The organism is Kistimonas asteriae (assembly GCF_018263925.1).
In the GTDB taxonomy this organism is placed as follows: domain Bacteria; phylum Pseudomonadota; class Gammaproteobacteria; order Pseudomonadales; family Endozoicomonadaceae; genus Kistimonas; species Kistimonas asteriae.
In genome coordinates this window covers 379154-397231 of the sequence record NZ_JAEVHF010000002.1, presented here as the reverse complement: position 1 = coordinate 397231, position 18078 = coordinate 379154, and the positions used below count along the sequence as shown (strand labels likewise).

The 18078-nt window shown below is 51.2% G+C and carries 15 protein-coding genes; all 15 read right to left on the bottom strand.

Annotated features, from left to right (window positions below; translation table 11 throughout):
* Nucleotides 1-164: 164 nt before the first annotated feature.
* Entirely contained in the window at nt 165-716 is a 552-nt protein-coding gene (locus KHS78_RS04030) for a recombinase family protein (RefSeq protein WP_211825333.1), read from the bottom strand.
* A 468-nt stretch (nt 717-1184) separates the two neighbouring features.
* On the bottom strand, nt 1185-1778 hold the full coding sequence (locus KHS78_RS04025; protein WP_211825332.1) for a DarT ssDNA thymidine ADP-ribosyltransferase family protein: 594 nt from the start codon (nt 1776-1778) through the stop codon (nt 1185-1187).
* Nucleotides 1779-1832: 54 nt separating this feature from the next.
* The gene (darG, locus tag KHS78_RS04020) at nt 1833-2849 is read right to left on the bottom strand and encodes a type II toxin-antitoxin system antitoxin DNA ADP-ribosyl glycohydrolase DarG (protein WP_211825331.1); all 1017 of its coding nucleotides are present in this window, start codon (nt 2847-2849) and stop codon (nt 1833-1835) included.
* A gap of 1 nt (nt 2850) precedes the next feature.
* Nucleotides 2851-3522, bottom strand: a complete 672-nt coding sequence (darT, locus tag KHS78_RS04015) for a type II toxin-antitoxin system toxin DNA ADP-ribosyl transferase DarT (protein WP_211825330.1) — start codon at nt 3520-3522, stop codon at nt 2851-2853.
* Nucleotides 3519-4220 (bottom strand): M48 family metallopeptidase, encoded by a 702-nt coding sequence (locus tag KHS78_RS04010; protein ID WP_211825329.1) that lies wholly within the window; start codon nt 4218-4220, stop codon nt 3519-3521. Before KHS78_RS04010 ends, darT begins: the two co-directional genes overlap by 4 nt.
* Before the next feature lie 10 nt (nt 4221-4230).
* Nucleotides 4231-7569, bottom strand: coding sequence for a type I restriction endonuclease subunit R (locus tag KHS78_RS04005; RefSeq protein ID WP_211825328.1), 3339 nt, complete (start codon nt 7567-7569; stop codon nt 4231-4233).
* A 16-nt stretch (nt 7570-7585) separates the two neighbouring features.
* On the bottom strand, nt 7586-8878 hold the full coding sequence (locus KHS78_RS04000; protein WP_211825327.1) for a restriction endonuclease subunit S: 1293 nt from the start codon (nt 8876-8878) through the stop codon (nt 7586-7588).
* Nucleotides 8878-10509, bottom strand: a complete 1632-nt coding sequence (locus KHS78_RS03995) for a type I restriction-modification system subunit M (protein ID WP_211825326.1) — start codon at nt 10507-10509, stop codon at nt 8878-8880. The genes KHS78_RS04000 and KHS78_RS03995 overlap by 1 nt, the downstream gene beginning before the upstream one ends.
* Before the next feature lie 341 nt (nt 10510-10850).
* Nucleotides 10851-12017, bottom strand: a complete 1167-nt coding sequence (locus KHS78_RS03990; protein WP_211825324.1) for an AAA family ATPase — start codon at nt 12015-12017, stop codon at nt 10851-10853.
* Between the two features lie 2 nt (nt 12018-12019).
* Nucleotides 12020-12283 carry a hypothetical protein gene (locus KHS78_RS03985; RefSeq protein ID WP_211825322.1) on the bottom strand — a complete coding sequence of 88 codons (264 nt, stop codon included), beginning with the start codon at nt 12281-12283 and terminating at the stop codon, nt 12020-12022.
* 79 nt (nt 12284-12362) lie between these two features.
* Nucleotides 12363-12758 (bottom strand): hypothetical protein, encoded by a 396-nt coding sequence (locus KHS78_RS03980; protein WP_211825315.1) that lies wholly within the window; start codon nt 12756-12758, stop codon nt 12363-12365.
* Nucleotides 12759-12818: 60 nt separating this feature from the next.
* Nucleotides 12819-13022 carry a helix-turn-helix transcriptional regulator gene (locus KHS78_RS03975; protein WP_211825313.1) on the bottom strand — a complete coding sequence of 68 codons (204 nt, stop codon included), beginning with the start codon at nt 13020-13022 and terminating at the stop codon, nt 12819-12821.
* Nucleotides 13023-13157: 135 nt separating this feature from the next.
* Nucleotides 13158-14168, bottom strand: coding sequence for a hypothetical protein (locus KHS78_RS03970; RefSeq protein WP_211825311.1), 1011 nt, complete (start codon nt 14166-14168; stop codon nt 13158-13160).
* A 65-nt stretch (nt 14169-14233) separates the two neighbouring features.
* Nucleotides 14234-15661 (bottom strand): tyrosine-type recombinase/integrase, encoded by a 1428-nt coding sequence (locus KHS78_RS03965; protein ID WP_211825309.1) that lies wholly within the window; start codon nt 15659-15661, stop codon nt 14234-14236.
* Between the two features lie 621 nt (nt 15662-16282).
* On the bottom strand, nt 16283-18073 hold the full coding sequence (locus KHS78_RS03960; protein ID WP_211825307.1) for a cobaltochelatase CobT-related protein: 1791 nt from the start codon (nt 18071-18073) through the stop codon (nt 16283-16285).
* Nucleotides 18074-18078 lie beyond the last annotated feature (5 nt).

The window sequence follows — 18078 nt, the reverse complement described above, 5'->3', positions numbered from 1 at the left end:
ATGATGCCCTGTAGACTGACCAGCATGGCTGCCCATGACCGCCCAATACAGGGAAAATACAGTCCCTTTGCCGTATAAATAAACGCTGTCCAACTGGCCAGAAAAATAGTTTCTGTACCTCTATAAAAAAAGGGACACTTTTAAGCCGTGTTTCCAGGCTGTTGTTAGTTGATCATGTTGTATATTGTCTGGCGGCTGACACCGTACTCTGTCGCAAGTGCTTTCTTGGATTCGCCCGCCTTGATCCGCTTTTTCACGGTGGCGATCTGCTGCTTTGACAGCTTAGGGCTGGCACCAATTTTCTTACCCCGTTTCTTGGCAGCAGCTATCCCTTCACGCTGTCGTTCCCGAATCATGCTGCGTTCGAATTCAGCAAAGGCCCCCATCATTTGCAGCATAAGCCGTTGCATGGGGTTTTCTGATCCGGTGAACGTCAGGTTCTCTTTGTGAAACTGAATGGTTATACCGCGCTCTGTCAGGTCTTCGACCAGGGATTGCAGGTCTTTCAGGTTACGGGCAAGGCGGTCAATGGAGTGGACGTGTAGCGTGTCACCACGGCGAAGATGGTTAAGGCAGGCCTGTAGCTGGGGGCGTTTGGTATCTTTGCCGCTACAGTGTTCTTCGAAGCGTATATCCAGCGTAATTCCATCAAGCTGGCGTTCTGTGTTCTGGTCAAGGCTGCTGACCCTGACATAGCCGACGTGCTGTCCATTCATGGCGATACTCCTTTTTCTTCATCCATGTAAATAAAAGCCTAGACCTAATTAGACAACGTGTCTAAAAATCAGTTCAGGACTTTCTTGGACACGGTAGATCAAGGACTTACAGCACCAGCAGGACGTGTAAAGGAAGTACACTCATGTGGACACAGCTATCGATGGCTGTTTCTTTTGACAGTTCAGTCTTCGGGTAATCCGTAAACATTGAACGCTTTGAATTTTGGCAGGTCTATCATGTAGCCCCCGTTGCAGGCTGGATCACTACGTCAGCTATTTCATTGGAATGGTTGCTTGTCCCAGAAATCCCAACGGGGGCTTCTTTTCAGACATCCGATACAGACAGCTATAGAAGCTCATAATTGCAGCATCCGGAATATCCTAAATATCGCATGCATAAAAATACATTTGCCCGTTATGTTGAAAAACATAGACGGGCAATCGCACTTTTAGCCTCGTGGTTAGCTGTTATGTCTCACTGGTATTGAACATGCCAGCATTAATGTTGATATGAAATGCTGCTTTCCGCATATCTTTGAATTGCTGAACATATTCTTGGTCATTCTCGTCTTTTACATAGATAGAGAAGAACTTTTCTACTGGCACTACACTTGGCGAAAGGCATTCTGCCATACAGACGCTTTTCGAATGTGCCTCTTGGTAATCTCGCTTCTCCATGGCATCCCAGTCAATCGTATTCATTCCATCGTCATAGTCCATAATTTTGGGTTCAGGGAATGCCAATGGATGACGTGGGATGATTTTCCAGCCATTGGCTTGAGCCATATCCCTACGTACAGCAATCAAGATAAAGCGCTTGCCAGTATTTGATGACGATGTCTGAACATTGCCGTCAAACGGGTTTCTGGCAAAAAAATGAAAGGGAACATAATCAGCCAGTTCCATTCGACTACGGGAACATATAATTTCAGGGTCTGCTATATCATCGAAGCCACCGCTTGGAAGGCTGTTGCGTGGTAGAAGACCAGACTCAAGAATACTGCCTAAATTGTCGCGGCAGGTTAAGTGGTACAGTAACTTTTGATCCCTGATACTTGGCATGTCCGATGTCTTCCATACGAAAAAACATGATCGTATGATGAAAAGACACCGGTTTCATTGACGCAACTGCGCCATGGCGGTTTTGACTTGGTAAGAACTAAACATCCGAGCTTTGCGATCCGACCAGTTTTCCAACTCCCTGGCCATGTCATCTTCTGAATCAATGTGTTCTTTATCTGCCAGCCAGTGGACGGACGCCAGTAGCTCCATGCCATACGGTGTTTCAAATCCTTCAATCAGCTTGGCCACACTACTCAGGCGCTGTTGCGCATCCTCATCGCTACCGATGTATGCCTTGGCTTCATCAATTGCGCCATCTAATAATTCAATTTCCTGATTAGGGTTTTCGTTATCGCCAAAACCGCGAATGTAATGACCCTCAATCCTTGTCAGAACATGCCTGAGCTTTTTGGCATATGGGCCGTAAATGTGTCTTACATAATCAAGTTTCAACGGCTCCCCTTTAGCCTCAAGGAAATACGCCAGCTTGTGTATTTCAAGCAGCGTCAGAGCATAATCAAGCTGTTTATACTGATCCATCAGCATGATCAGCAGTGCGCGGGCACGAGTCATCTTTGGCTTTTTGGTGTTGACCGGCTGATCTTTGGCCGCAGGGGCACCTTTTGGTTCATACAGGTAAACCTCAACGTCCGTCAGTTCGCTGAACGCCTGCTCAATGCGTGGTTTTATCTCGTTCCAGTCCAGTCCACCCAAACCACAACCAAGCGGAGGAATGGCAATACTGCGTATGCCGTATTGCTTGATGACATCAATCAGCGCCACCAGCCCGCTTTCCACATCCTCCATACGTGACGGGTTCCGCCAGTGCCGCTTGGTGGGAAAGTTGATGATATAACGGGGATTAATCATTCCGCCGGTTTCGAACACGTTCATTTTACCCGGCACAACTTCACCAGCCTTACAGGCTTTGTGGTAAGCATCATAGTTGTGAGGAAACTTTTTCTTGAACTGAAGTGCGATCCCTTTGCCCATATAGCCAACACAATTCACAGTATTAACCAGCGCTTCCACGTTAGCACTGAGCAGATTCCCTGATGCTTTTTTAATCATGTTAGCCTCCCTGATAATACCATTGTGGCACTGGATGAACCGGCGGGTGATGTAAATCCGGAAATTGCGCCAGTATGGCTTTGACCTTGTCTGCCATGATTTCGTTCAATACCGCTATGCCCTGAATCATATCCCATGGCAAAGACTTATGAATAAGAAACTCGGCTTGTTTACGGCGCTTACGGTCATTGTCCTCAGTGGTATCTGCCCAGACACGCCCAAGAATGACGGGCCAGTCCAGCTTGCCTAGACTGTCCAGAGTATCAAACCATTGGGTGAAGGCAGCGATACCGTGCCCATCTGAAAATACAAACCCCATGTTACGCGAAGCCACTTCTTCAGCCCTAGCGATCAAGTAGATCAGTGGCTCTTCACCTTCGTCATAGCCTTCAACACCACCTTTACCGAGCTTATACAGCATGGGCGAAAGCGGGCCGAGGTAAAACGGCAGGTAGTCATGAATAACACCGCTGGGGCCACAAGGAATTGACCGCTGGTATCGTTTTTCCTGGATACTGGCGTCATGAATCGTGCGATAGGGTAGGCCATCATGAGGCGTGTGTAACGGCGCATGAAGGGCTTCACGCCTCAGTAAGGTGTCCAGATTATCAATATGGGTTAGCCGGAAAAGGCGAACCTTGGGCGGCACCGTCATGTTGTTTTCCTTATTCACACATCCAACCCCATCCGTTCCACTTCCGCATGACACCGTTCCCAGTCCGGGTAATGACGCGCCACCAGTGTCCAGAAAGCGCTGTCGTGATGCTTTTCGACGGTATGGCACAGTTCATGGACAATCACATAATCCAGCACAGCCGGTGAAAATTCCATACACTGCGGATGAAATTCAAGGATGTTCTGTTCCGAGCAACTGGCCCACCGGCTAGGAAATTTGAACAGGCGCGCGCCACGGGCTTCAAGGCCGGTCTGGCGTTCCCAGTAGCGAATTCGGGGGAACAGCTTGTCCTTTGCCCGGTCGCGGAAAAACACCTCCCTGGCGTCTTCCAGCAGCGGACGTGACAGGCTGTCCCCTTCCGGCGACTGAACCAGGAACCGGCTATGGTTGAAGCTGATGATGGCCTTGCGTTGTTCCAGCGCCGGGGTGACCTGGCAGTAATACCAGCGTCCCCGATACAGCAGGCGACTGCCGGTGACATAGGTATCCTTCAGTGGCCGGTTCACTTCCTTCAGCCGTTCCCTGATCCACCGTGCCCGGTTACGAATCAGCGTCACCTTGTCATCATCGGACACGGCAGGACCTCGCAGTAGCACCGGCTGGCCGCGTTCTATCGTGACATAGTGATGTTTCAGGTTCGGCTCTTCGCTGAACTCCCAATGAATCGCTGTTGCGCCGTACTGGTAGACTGGCATCAGGCGTTCATCAGTTATTCATAAGAATGTCGAACAGCGCCGCACTGTGCTGACGGCTGGCTTTCAGGTCCCAGCTTGCCAGTCCCTTGAAGGTCTTGCGTATCTGTTTTTGCATATCCTGGTGAATTTCCTTTTTCTCTTTCCAGATCGGGCTGGCCAGAATGGTACTCAGCATGTCGTCGGCAAACAGCGTCGACGTCCATTGCCGGGCGGCTGCTTCGCCCACTTCGGCGTTAAGGTAGTCGAACACGCCCACCTGTGCCGCTGATTCAAACCCGGCGTTACTGGCTCCCGCTTTCCTTTCGTTGATACGCTGGATGAACATATCCAGTTGTTTCAGGAATTCCGCCTGTTCGACCCGCTGTTCTTTTTCCTGCGCCAGCAGTCGATCCAGTTCTTCCTGAAGTTTGCCGTAAAAGCCGGGGTTTTTCTGTAGCCCGGTACGGATGATTTCCTTCAACTGGTTTTTCTTGCGCAGTGCGATACTGCCCGCGCCCTGTAATCGCTTCAGCCGTTCCATCTCCTGGGTATCGAAGATGGACACTTCCTTACACAGCAGACTACGGACTTCATCCGCTGCCACATGGTCGTCCAGCAGTTGCTGTAACAGGGCGGATTCCAGTTGGTTTAGCGGCCCTTTGTAGGCCGCCTGCGGCAGTTTGTTACGCAGCGCCATCTTGATCTCGCCCAGGGTCTTGAAATAGGGCTTATAGCGCGCACCACGCTCATCCGGCAGTACGACGTCCAGTCGCCGGTTGAAGTCCGCAAACGCCGCCATAAAGTCTTCCACGACATCCAGCCGCTTGTCCGGGTCGAGCCACAGGTCGGCGTCGGCCTTGTACGCTTCCGGGTCTTTCAGGATGTCATGCTTTTTCGGCAGCAGTGACAGCACTTTCTGTAGCGCCGCTTCCAGCTTTGGCAGTTCGCTGTCGATGTCCGTCCATATCTGTTCCGGCTTCACGTCGCCTCCGTAGATTTCCAGCGCCTGATCCAGTGCGGACACGATGCCGTAGTAATCCATGATATACCCGGCGTTCTTTCCCTTGCGGGTTCGGTTCACCCGTGCGATAGCCTGAAGCAGCGTGTGTTCCTTCAACGGCTTGTCCAGGTAGAGGGTGTTGACGATGGGGGCGTCCCAGCCGGTCAGCAGCATATCGGAAACAATCAACAGACCGATATTGTTGAACCGGGTTTCATGGTCCGTGTTTTCCGCTTCATCGCCATAGGGCTTTTTGAACAGTTCGTTGACCAGTTGCGGGATTTCATCCGTAGGGACGGCTACCGGCGACTTGCCTGCCTTTTGTTCCGCCCGCACCCGTTCCTCAATGGTCTGGACAGTGGTATTCGCATCGGACGCCGCCTGCGCCTGATCCACTCCGGTACGGCTGTCGGTAATGCTGCCCAGAGAGATGACCACCCGGCTTTCAAAGGTCTCCAGCCCGGCTGCCTGCCGTTCGGCCATGATGGCGTCCAGGGTGTCTTTGTAGCGCACCGCCATGTCACGGCCATCACAGACCAGCAATCCCTTGAATCCCCGCGCTTTAACGCTGGACAGGAAATGCTCGACCAGGTGACGACTGTTCTCGGTGATTCGTTCTTTCGCCGTACGCCGCTTTTTCAGCAACGCCTGACGCAGCTTGCCTTGCCGCGCATCGTCTTCCTTACCGAACTGATCCTTGAAGGCCTGATCCAGTTCCGCGCTGACCAACTGTTCGCTCAGCCCGTCCTTGTACTTGATGGGCAGGGTTGCGCCATCGGCCACGGCTTCATCCAGCCGGTAGGTGTCGATGTAGTCACCGGCCCCGAATTCGCTCAGGGTGTTACGGTCCTTCTTCGAGATCGGCGTACCGGTAAAGGCGACAAACTTTGCCTTGGGCAGACTGGCGCGCATAAACGCCGCCAGGAACCCGTACTGGCTCCGGTGGGCTTCATCCACCATAACGTAGAAGTTGGGCTTGGTACTCAGTACCCGGAAATCCACCGCTTCCCGGCTTTGTTCGACCCACTTGGCGGTCACCGGGTTACCGTCTTCATCCCGTGCGCCAAACCGGACGTTTTCATCGACACAGATAAAGAACTGACCATTGTCGTGAATACGACGGACGCGGGTACGGTTACCCCCGTTCTCAGCCTCTTCATCATCTGATGACTGCGGCGTCAGCGGCTTGCCGTCCCGCTCCTGGAACTTCTGGATCGTGCTGGTGAATATGCCGCCGTAATCGTTGGACAGCATCTGTTCCAGCCCCGCCACAGAAGGCGCTTTCATCGGGCTCAGGCCAATATTGCGGAAGGTGTTGCTGATCTGCCGATCCAGGTCGGTGCGGTCGGTGAGAATCAGGATACTGGGGTTATCCAGCCCGGTGCTTTCAGCGCGCAGCAACCGCGCCAGGTACGCCATGGTCAGGGATTTTCCACTGCCCTGGGTGTGCCAGACTACGCCGCCCTGGTCGTCCCGTGTCAGCCGCGTCAGGGTTTTACAGACCGCCCGCCACTGCTGGTAACGGGGCAGCTTCTTGATGGTGCGGCCATCGTCCAGTTCAAACAGGACAAAATGGGTGACCAGTTGCAGAAACCGGGACGGTTCAAACAACGCCCACAACAACCGGTCCTGCTCGGTCAGTGCGTCACCGCGCAAGGCGGCAGCCTGGGCTTCCTCAGCGGGTTCCAGCCGATAACGCAGGTAGAAGGCTTCCGGCGTAAATATCGCCCCGTACAGCGCCTCATTGCGGTTGATAGCCACACAGACCTGGTTATAGAGAAAATGGCGGGGATGACTGTTCTGGTAGGCCAGCAACTGACGGATGCCCTGGCTGACTTTCACATGGCTGGCCTTACACTCAATCACCGCCAGTGGGATGCCATTGACGAACAGCAGCAGGTCAGGCCGGAACAGATCGCCCTCGCTGTTGCTGCCGACGTACTGGTCCACCACATGAAAGCGGTTGTCACTGACCTTATCCGGGTTGAAGAACCGCAGGCTGCGCAGACGCCCCTGTTCGTCCTTCACCTGAAGGTTGCCCTGGTGGACGACGTTCTGCCAGAACGCTTCGTTGGCGGCCATCAGATTGTCCGCAGAGGCGAACCCCGCGCCGAACTGACGCACTTCTCGCAACGCTGTTTCTACACCGCCGCTGACGTCTGCCAGCCACGGGTTCAGGTCTAGCAGCCGGTCACGCAGGATATCGGTCAACAAGGGTGGCAAGTGCCGGTGTTCCTGCTGCTGGCCGACGTCACTGCCGGATAGATGGGTATAGCCCAGGGTTTCCAGCCAGCGGATGGCGGGGCGTTCAACGCCGTCCAGTTCGGGCTTTTGGCCAGCCTGATCGCCAGCCACTGTTTCCGTGGTCATATTATTATTTCCGATATCAGACTTTGACGCGCAATTGGCCGGTCAGCAGTTTTTGCATAAGGCCTTTTTTTAAGATTTGTAATTGTGATTTTTTTGCAATGGCTTGATCTAGCTTACGGTTCATAGTGCTAAGGATGCCTACAATTTTGACCTGCTCTTCAATAAGAGGGCAGGCAATCAACATTTTGTCCACCTTAGTGATATAAATATGCTTAATGGTTGAACCGCCAGCATCGTCCAGCATTTTTCGCTGATAAGTGGGCGATTCAAGAAGTAGCTTCAAAAATTGTGTTTCCACATTCTGTTTTGGTCGTAGTAAGGCGACAGATTGATTGATACAAAGCTTTTCGCTATCTACTAAAGCAAGTCTGCCAAGAGAACCATCTTTAGTTAAAAGAATATCTCCCTGTATGGGACGGCTTTTGTCTGTTAGTAAATTACAGAACGCTTCCTCGGTTGTTCTCCGGGCATTCGCAGTGTCTATGCGACCATTGTTAATATTGGCCGCAGTCACCATTAAAATGCCTTCATCAGCCGTTGGCATCGGATTGGTAAAACCATATGTGATCAAAGATAAGAAATCCCCCAAAGGCTTGATTTCCCACCCAGCCGGAATCCGCCCAAGCTCGCTATCCTTGAACTCGGTATGGGGCTGCCAGTGACCGTCCGCATTCCGGGTGCCGACGCCCTGGGAAAAGAGTCGTTGCATCAGCCCTTTCTTCAGGGTGCGGGTGGCAGTGATTTTCCGGGCGATCAGGTCCAGCTTGTTATCGACGGCGGACAGGATGCTGGCGATTTTTTTCTGTTCGGGGAGTGGGGGACAAGTGATTAGTAAGTTTTTAACATCGCTTGAATTGATCGCAGGGTAATTTGATCCCACCACCAATGATTCTATTTGATCAGTGACATGATCTGAATATATGGACTGGTAAAGGAATTCACCGTCATTGTCATCGTTTGCTGATATTACAGAGTAGCCTGTTGAAGCCACCAATGGAGAGTCTACAGACTTTATTCGGATAAAATTTTTCAGGTTTGGTCTTACTGTTGCCAGCAAAATATCGCCACTACTGACAGATTTTCTTGCCCGTGATGGCGACTCACTGAACGTCATTTTCGGCAGCTCATTCACTATCCTGCCCTTTTCAACATCTCCCAGTGATATATATTCAAATGAAAAGTCGGCAGGTGTGCTATTCGATAGACTTTGTTTATCAATGACAGCACAGTCAGATAGCCTGCAAACCTCCCATGTTTCGGGGACTGGTCCAATCTGGCTATATTTGTAACCTTCAGCTAGATCAGACATCACACCACCTCCGCCTTTACAGACGAAACCAGCAGGCCCAACTCTTTCAGATAGCCATTCAGTTCATCATCCACAGTCGCCATCTGCTTATCCAGATCACTCAATTCTGCCAGCACAGCAGGAATATCAACCTGATCTTCCGGTTCGGACGTGTCGATATAGCGGGCAATATTCAGGTTGTAATCGTTGGCGGCGATCTCGTCCATATCGACCACACGACAATATTTGTCTTCATCGGACTGCTGTTCGACCGCTGCCGTGTAGGCCGCATGAATATGGTTGATATCCTGCGGGCGCAGACTGTTCTGGTTCTTGCCTTCATGGAATTCACGGCTGGCGTCGATAAAGATCACCTTGTTCTTCAACGCCGCTGGTTTCTGCTTGTTGATGACCAGGATACAGGCGGGAATACCGGTGTTGTAGAACAGCGCCGAGGGCAGGCCGATGACTGCTTCAATACGGTCACCGGGTAGTTTGCTGTTACCCGCCAGTAGGCCGGTACGGATTTTCCCTTCCTCGCCGCCACGGAACAGGACTCCGTGGGGCAATACCACACCAAGACGACCGTTGTCTTTCAGACTGGCCAGCATGTGCTGGACGAACGCCAGGTCCGCATAACCCCGTGGCGGTATACCGTAGCCCAGGCGACCGTGGGGGTCGTGAAGGTTTTTCTTGTAGTTGGGGGCGATCTCTTTTTCCTGACCGTCCTTGCCGACTTTCTTTTCCAGGTTCACTTCCAGCGGCGTCCACCACTGTTTGGCGGAAAATGGCGGATTGGCGATGACGCGGTCAAAGGTTTTCAGGCTGCGGTCACCGTCTTTATGGAGCGGGTTGACCAGGGTGTCGCCCCGTTCAAGGAACGCTTCCATGTTGTGAAGGTACAGGTTCAGTTTGCCAATCGCCCAGGTGCCCAGGTTCTTTTCCTGGCCATACAGGGAGATGTTGGGCGTGGTGGCGGTCAGCTTGCCGCCGGGCAGTTCCGCTACGTGATGGGCGCTTTCGACCAGCATACCGCCGCAGCCACAGGTGGGGTCGTAAACGGTCTGGCCCGGTTGCGGATCGAGCAGGCGTACCAGCAACTGTACCACCGGCTTCGGCGTGTAGAATTCGCCGCCTTTCTTACCGGCGTCGTCCGCGAATTTGCCGATCAGGTATTCGTAGGCGTCGCCCAGCATGTCGGACTTGTACAGGCTGCCGTTGCCCAGGTGGTATTTGTTGAAGTGGCGCAGCAGGCGTTCCAGCAGTTTGTCGCCCAGCTTTTTCTTGTCGCCGAACTGGGTGGCGGTGAGTACACCCTCAAGGTACGGGTTCAGGGCTTCGATTTCGGCAAAGGCTTCGTCGATGTATTCGCCGATATGCTGGGTGTGCTTGATGATGTAACCCCAGCGGGCCTCTTCCGGTACGTAGTGACGACCGTCTTCCTTTTCTTCCTCAATGGCTTCTTCACGGGAACAGTCCTCTTCTTCCATGATGGCGGCGACCCGTTCTTCAAAGACGTCGTTATACCGCTTCAGGAAAATCAGGCCGAAGATGTAGTTCTTGAAGTCTGAGCTGTCGATGGAGCCGCGCATGATGTTGGCGGATTCCCACAGCCAGCTTTCCAGGGTTTCAAGGGTGAGTTGGTTCGACATGGAGGCGTTGTTCCGTTGTGATGGCCGCGCTGATTGTGGCGTTCAGCGTCTGATACGTTTTCGCACTCACGCTACCGCCCGAAGGTTTGGCTGTCCCGTTTTGACTGCGGGCAGCGAAGCGTGGGCCTTGGTAGCTTGGAGCGGGTAGAAAGGGTTTTGATTGGTCGGGATTATACGCAGTTCAGAAGGGCATGGAATGGCGGCATGTGCCACGTCTCATGGTTTTGAGCGATAGATGGGTGCTGGTACTACGGGGCAGGAAAGTCATTTCAAATCCAAACCAACTGATTCCCCCACCCCACACCACATGTATATATACACGGGATGGGGTGGGGACATATTTACGCGAACATCAGGTCATCGCCATCCTGAACAATGATGTCCTTACTGATTAGCTGGTTGATGATTCTGCCAAAGTGCTTTGCATTGCCACCCTGCGCCTTAAAGTCATCAAGGATCACTTGCCTTGTCGTAGGCTCACCTGACGCATTACGCGAACGTATGGCCTGAATGATAGCTTCCTGGTTACCTGTCAGCTTCAATGGCTTTGCCGCTTCCGCCTCACTCCCTTCTGGCGGTTCCTGCCCTTCAGTGCTGGCTACCAAGGTTGTCACGTCATCACCATCTTCATCGGTATACAAATGGCGTATGTTCATCTGAAACGCTTCAGCTTTAGGCGGTTCCGAATCTTTTACCTTGGTACACTTCAGAACATACAGCATGCCTTTTTCCGGCCTGTCGATACTGTACTCAAAGTCACAGGCTGCCCGCAGTGCTGACGAACCACGGGCACCATTTTCAGCACTCTTGCCTGTATGGTGGACAACAAGGATGGTCGCGCCCGTCTCTACCCTGACCTTGTCACAGCCTGCCACAAACAGGTTCATGTCAGCCGCCTTGTTTTCGTCGGCACCACCAAAGCATCGGGCCAGCGTATCAATGATGATGGTCGAGATTTTTTCCCCGGTTTCTTTTTCTATTTCATTCACCGTGTTTATCAGTGCCTGTACCTGGTTTGGACTACCAATAAAAACAGGTGCTTTCACTGCGAACAGGTTATCTACTTCATGATCATTGTTATACGTGATCTGCCAGCCTTTCGCCCTTCGTGACGCCCCGATTCCACCTTCAGCAGCCACATAAAGGACTGGGCTGTATTTACACTTCACGCCATTCCACTGTCTGCCTGTGGCGATAGATGCGGCCCATGATAGTACGTGGAAGGACTTGAAGGACTCTGACGCACCGTACACAACCCCCAGCGTATTTGCAGGCAGATAACCTTTTATTATCCAATCCACCCTTGTATCAAAACCGACAGCCAGGTTTGAATATTCAAAGTAACCACCCCATTCCTTGGTCGTTTTATTCCCTTGTTTATTGTCATGGGCATCGTTTGACTTTGGGTTAACTGCCATTTGTTCGCGACGAGCCATTTCACTCTCCGGAATGGCGTCATCCAGCCAGTCATCTGCGTTGGTCATTGCGGCTTTTTTTTGATCTAGCACGGTTATGCTTCCTTGGACGGCTTTGGTTTTGGGCCATCCTTTTCAAAAAACAAATACACGTCATGCGGCACACAACCGGCTTGCATTGCTGCCAGTGCCGCCTGCCTATATCCAGGCTGAATCCAACACAGCGACAGGTAATACACGTGATTAGGTTGAATAATCACTGTTTTACCACTGCCATTAATTCTCAGCGTGTCAGTTGGACGCCTGTTTGGGTTTGTCCAGGCATAGGCGTTGACGCCAGTAGGCTTACGGCTATCCATGCTTCGTTCCCCACCTTGCCCGGTTACCCGGATAGATGTACTCGATAAGTCAAAACAACAGACTTATCGACTACTGCCCCTAGCCTTCATCAGCGCCTAGTCCGGCTTCCTGAAACTGTGCGAGCAGCTCATTCGCCAGTGATTCTGATAACGGCGCTCTTCCACGCTTTTTGCGGTATAGGTTCAGCAACTTAAGCGCCTGCCTTGCCGCATTCCGGTCTTGCAGTCGGTAGCGCTTGAAGTTGGACTTGTTACCTGACTGGTTCGTATAGGGGTCTAACCGGCGATCAATCGCTACCCCCTCCTTCACCAGTTTGGACATATCCGAACTCAGGCAACTGCTCCAGTACGTGCCGAACAACCGTCCTGAGCTGTAACCACTAAAGGGACTGGCGACTTCGATCTGCCGTAAGCCGGTCATTCCGGCATCAAGAAGCGCGCTGAGCGTGCGTTCTTTTTTGAGTTGTGTTCTCATGGGGTTTCCTGCAATACCCTTGCCGGGTTACTCAGTTGCCGCTGGTAACCTGGCTTCCATTTATTGAGCCGTGTCGGCACGACGCTGCTCTTCCCATTGATCAAGCGCTGATACCAGAAATCGCACACAGCGAGCACCAAGCTGTATAGGCTTGGGAAACTGTATTTCTTCGTCGTGTATCCAGCGATAAAGGGTGGTATTGCCGATCCCGTAGCGGGATAGGACTTCTGTCCTGGTGAGGTATTTCGGTTGGTTTTCTAGCATGTTATGGCCTCCTGTGGTTTTTTGTTGATTGCCACAGAACCCATTGTGAAGGCTGATTTACATGGTACATATTCCTTCTGCTTGCAGGAGGTACCTCCTGCTTGCTAAAGGAAGAAGTAGGTATATTTTTACCCCTTAGCTTTGGGAATTCCTCTGTGCCCTCAACCAGTTCAAAACTGTTTTTTGGGCATTTGTAGGGGTTAGTGGTAAACGCTCGTTTCTGCTTTCCGCAAGCTTATGAAGTTCAGCTATGATCTTATCCGCAGCTTCAGCATATGTCGGGTAAACACCAGGCTCGTATATCTCAATAGCCTTTTTCCGGTAAAAACCAACTAGCTTATTTTTAGCCTTAGCCCCATGTGCCGCACGTTCTGACAATGTCTTCTTGGCTAGTTTTATTTCTAATATGTCACGCTGATGCGCGCGGTATACATTACGCATTCGCTCTTTTCTAGAAGATTTGAGAGTCTGAAAAAAATCGGACACATGCCCCATTTCGTACATTAACCAGTCATAAATACGTTCTAAGTAATCACTAGCCTTAATACCTATCTGTTCCGCGAGCTTCTGATTTTTTAGCTGGTGACTTAAAGGAGCGTCTATGAATGACATAACTTCATAGTCAGTCGACTTTGAAACAGAGTTAAACGTCCCCACGCTAACAAACCTAAGAAGATCATCCGCCTTTCGGTTTTCAGCCAATCCCATCAAAGCGAGACACTCAGCATAACTACCTAATCCATGCTTTACCTTTAAGGGGTGGTCGTGCTTGATCACGAAACAACTCAGGTAATCATTATGAATTTCAAATAAGGTAACCAAATCTTCAATGGTGAGTGACGCTTCACCCCTTTCGACTTCCTCTAAGTGAAGCCATACATCTCCATCTTCATCTCCATTTCCTTTGATATACTCGTGGGTTTCTCCCAGCTCGGCTACAAAAAAGGATGCTATATCACCATCAATATTGAGCATGGCCTTTGATGCTATACCCAAACGGATATCATCGAAAAAGTCTTGTAATGACTTCTGCTTTAATGCCTGAATTTCGGCATCCATTGGCTGAGACAAATGCCGTTCAAGCAGCTTCCGCTGATTTTCAAGTATGCGTAAAAAAAAATCTTGCCGAAGATCAGAAGCGTCCATTTTTGTTGTTCTCCAGTTCAAGCCTGAAACTGTCTAGCTAGAATAAGTACCGACCAAATCTAGCTCTATTGCACTACATCTTCGTCGCCCACTGTTTTCTTGCGATAATGCGCCATATCCACCAGCTTGACATCTTCCCCACTAAGAATCTTGTCTAGCAACGCGTCGTAACGCTTCATGCTTTCCCGCTTCTCAGGCAAGTGCTCGTGCCTGTCATAGTGTTTAACATCCACACCATTCAGCCCATGAGACTGAAGTAAATTTCTCTGTTCCCTGTTTACACCAGCATCAACAAGCAGGTTCTTTACCGTGCGTCGCAAATCCCTTGCCGTAAACCATTCAGGCACAGGGCTACCTTTCTGTTCAGCAGTTTCAGCTAGTTGATTGTTGTACCGTGTAAATGCGGTTTTCAAAGAGCTGGGGTCTATCGGCACCAGCTCGCCCTTCGAGCCCTTCCTCCTGCTCTTCACACCTGTACAAAACGGCCAAGGGTAGTCAGCGGTAACCGTCTTCACTTCTTCAATAATGTCCAGTGCCCGTCTGCTCAACGGTACAACATGAATCTTTTCCCTTCCTTGGCCTTTGCGGTCACGAAGCGTTACGCAATTTCTGACGAAATCAAAGTCTTCCCAACGTGCGCGGGATAACTGCTTTGGTCTCTGCCCTGCTGTGGCCAACATGAAGCGTATAAAACGCGACATGACGAAACCTACATACTCTGCATTACCGATCTCGTCCCATAGCTGTTTTACTTCCTTGTGGTTCAATACGCGTTCGCCGACCTTGTTTGCGCGTGTGTTCTTCTTGGTTGCAGCTACTGGGTTATGCTGGATATAGAAACGCTTGTCACCGACCCTGGTCGGGTCATAGTCGCTCTTCAGGCCATAATTGAATACGGCGTGAAGGATTGCCCTAATTCGTACTGATTCGGCTTCAGAGCCCCTGTTATGGATGGCTGCGAGTATGATGACAATATCATCCGGCGTTACGTCCCTGGCCTTTTTGGCAGCTATCCGGGGATAAGCTTTGATGACGTTCTTTTCCATTGCCTGCCGTGACTGAGAAGCCGACTCCTTGCCAAGTCGCTCCTGGTCTTGCAGGTAGGAATGTATCAGATCGGTGAATGTCCCTTTGCTGGCTTCAGCTTCAAGCTTTCTTTGCCTTTCAATTTCCTGCTGTTGCCGTTCCTGCTCCCTTGCTAACAGGTAGGCTTTAAGGTCTCCACCTTGCTCTTCCTTGGTACGTGCCAATGTCCGCGCCTTTTCCCGCAATTCAGACAGGGAGTAACCGTAGGCTTTCCGGCGATTGGTAGGACGGTACAGCCCTATCTTGATACGCGACTCTTTACCTTGATGTCGGTAACGGTAATAGGCTTCCACGCTTCCGCTGGCTACGCGCTTAAACAGCAGCTGGCCATCACCACGACCACCTACCGGCTCGCTGGCAGTCTTTTTTAGATTGTCCAAGTCCTTTGGCTGTAGCAACCTTCCCATTGCTTCCTTTCCATCATCCTGTAAGCAATACTGACTACCGAGAAATGGTGACCACGATAAAACTGGTCACTACTTTGGTCACTGTTTGTGTTTGGGTGTTACGGTTACAAACGGCAACATACGGGAATCAATATTGCGGAAAACACTAATATATAAGCATTTCTGTACAGAAAAAAGAACATTACGGAACGTTACAGAATGTAAGTTTTTGCAACTTGTAATCAGTAGGTCGAGGGTTCGACTCCTTCAGCCGGCACCAAACACGACAAAGCCCGAAGCGTTAATAAACACTTCGGGCTTTTTTGTGTCTGCATTTTTAGTGCAGGTACTAGTGCAGGTAAATTCCAACCTTAAAATTGTCTGCCATAATCGACTCTGTTAACTGTTTGATCTGAAGCAGTAAAAATGAACATCCGCCTAAGCGGCATTTGCCAAATCGAAACTCAAGGGAGTCATATATCCCACCACGGCAACAGCATCACATGCAAACAAACATGTGCATTAAAACCGCAGTCCGGTACAGCCTCTCCCCACAGAAAAGACAAAGAAGAAGTTAAGATAGGATTTAAATGCGCAGGTAAACTTCGGCAATTATGTAAACAACGTAGATCCAATGTGTTCTTACAGCGTCTTACCCAACAGAATCCGGGCAACCTGATCCAGCGCTGTTGAAACCAGGGAATCCACATCATTCACTACAACATGGTTGGGATAATATTCCCGGACACTGTCATCCACGATGCCGATTCCCAGGGTTTCAACACCATCCGCTTCTATTTCGCTGACAACCTGCTTGAGGTGTTCCCCCAGATGGGGAGGCGCTTCCACCTTGCAGGCACGGATATGCGGTGCACCGTCACTAAGCACCATCAATACCTTGCGGGGCTCCTGCCTGACCCGCAGTCGGTCATAGGCCAACAGCAGGCTTTCGCCATCACAATTACCGACATAGCACTTGTAGGGGAGCTGGTCGATGGCCGCCATACTGGCGCGACACTTATTCAGGTTATCGTGATAACCCTTGAATTCCACCATATTGATGGGTTCATAGCGGGAGTAATTCAGCTTGCCGCTGAAGCTGAATTCATCAGGATGTTCTCGCTGGTATTGCCGGACTGCCACTTTCATCTCGTGGCTGCATTCATCATCCCGGTTCGTACAGAAACCCAGAATTTCATAACTGACGTCGGTTTTCTCCAGCGCTTCCGCCAGGGCAATCGTCGCCAGCATGGCCAGGTGTCCCTTGTTTTCCTTGACCATGGAGGTGCTCAGATCCACCAGCACACTGACCGCTGTGGCAATATCCGTGTCTTCACGACGAACCGTGAACACATCCTCTTCACCGTTATATGCATTCACTAAACGGCGATTATCAAGCCGGCCCTTCAGGGCACCACCCGCCCAGCGGATATCCCGTTTCGCTGCCAGTGAGCGTTCCAGTTTTCGCCGCAATGCGTTGATCTGGCCTGCCGTTTCACTCAGCACCTGTTGATACTGATCCCGCAACTTGGGCTGACGCAGTATTTCGCCGATATTGTCTCCACTGCGGCGATTACTCCAGGTATCGAACTCTGTCGACCAGGCGCGGTAAATCGTTTTTTCCCCTTTCAGGTGCTCACCGATCACCGCTTTCAGGGCAACAGATACATCACAGCTATGGCCTTGCTTTTTTCCCACCTCACTGGCCCGGCGATCCAGAGCGGGATTATTTTCAGGGCTTTCTGGCGGATCATCTTCCCCGTATTCTTCGAAATGAACGATGGCATCAAAGATTTCATCCGCCAGCGTCAATGCCGCCTCAGTTGATTCCAGTCCGCCAATACGTGCGGCCCAGGCTTCGCACATCTGGTAATGATCATCCGTCATCTGTTGTTTTACGACAGCCAGAAACTGGTCAATTTCACGGTTATCCTCAATACCATTCAACTTGCGTCCCATGGCCGTCATTGTGGCTGGCAGCCATTGATACCAGGGTCCCTGCTGATCACTTCCCTCCACCTGTTCTTTCAGGGTTCGACACACTGCACTGGTCACGGCGGAAAGATTGCCACCGGCGCCCTTGTAGTCCTGCATGACCAGACGCTCAATACGCGGGTCTTCAATACTCGCAGCGATGTCACGCTTCAGTGGGCATTTTGCCTTGTTGGCCTGCTGGTTATAGCGGCGCAGCTGATCCAGATCCGAGTGACGGAGGCGTCCCGTAGCATGGTCGATATAGCCACGGCTGACGGCCCACTGGAATTCATCCAGTTCCGCTGCCATATCGAGGGAGGGATAAATGATCTTGTCGCCATCAACGCCGACCATATTGCCGCGAAAGACGATAGCGATTTTTTTACGTCCGAACGTTCTTGAGGTACCCCGGCATTCATGGACAAAGGCCTGGGCAGTGATCGAGCCGGCGCGTTTCACGGATT

Coding starts and splice junctions, on each gene's coding strand:
- KHS78_RS04030 (WP_211825333.1), bottom strand. CDS start 716: ATGAATGGACAGCACGTCGGCTATGTCAGGGTCAGCAGCCTTGACCAG.
- KHS78_RS04025 (WP_211825332.1), bottom strand. CDS start 1,778: ATGCCAAGTATCAGGGATCAAAAGTTACTGTACCACTTAACCTGCCGC.
- darG (WP_211825331.1), bottom strand. CDS start 2,849: ATGATTAAAAAAGCATCAGGGAATCTGCTCAGTGCTAACGTGGAAGCG.
- KHS78_RS04010 (WP_211825329.1), bottom strand. CDS start 4,220: ATGCCAGTCTACCAGTACGGCGCAACAGCGATTCATTGGGAGTTCAGC.
- KHS78_RS04005 (WP_211825328.1), bottom strand. CDS start 7,569: ATGACCACGGAAACAGTGGCTGGCGATCAGGCTGGCCAAAAGCCCGAA.
- KHS78_RS04000 (WP_211825327.1), bottom strand. CDS start 8,878: ATGTCTGATCTAGCTGAAGGTTACAAATATAGCCAGATTGGACCAGTC.
- KHS78_RS03995 (WP_211825326.1), bottom strand. CDS start 10,509: ATGTCGAACCAACTCACCCTTGAAACCCTGGAAAGCTGGCTGTGGGAA.
- KHS78_RS03985 (WP_211825322.1), bottom strand. CDS start 12,283: ATGGATAGCCGTAAGCCTACTGGCGTCAACGCCTATGCCTGGACAAAC.
- KHS78_RS03980 (WP_211825315.1), bottom strand. CDS start 12,758: ATGAGAACACAACTCAAAAAAGAACGCACGCTCAGCGCGCTTCTTGAT.
- KHS78_RS03975 (WP_211825313.1), bottom strand. CDS start 13,022: ATGCTAGAAAACCAACCGAAATACCTCACCAGGACAGAAGTCCTATCC.
- KHS78_RS03970 (WP_211825311.1), bottom strand. CDS start 14,168: ATGGACGCTTCTGATCTTCGGCAAGATTTTTTTTTACGCATACTTGAA.
- KHS78_RS03965 (WP_211825309.1), bottom strand. CDS start 15,661: ATGGGAAGGTTGCTACAGCCAAAGGACTTGGACAATCTAAAAAAGACT.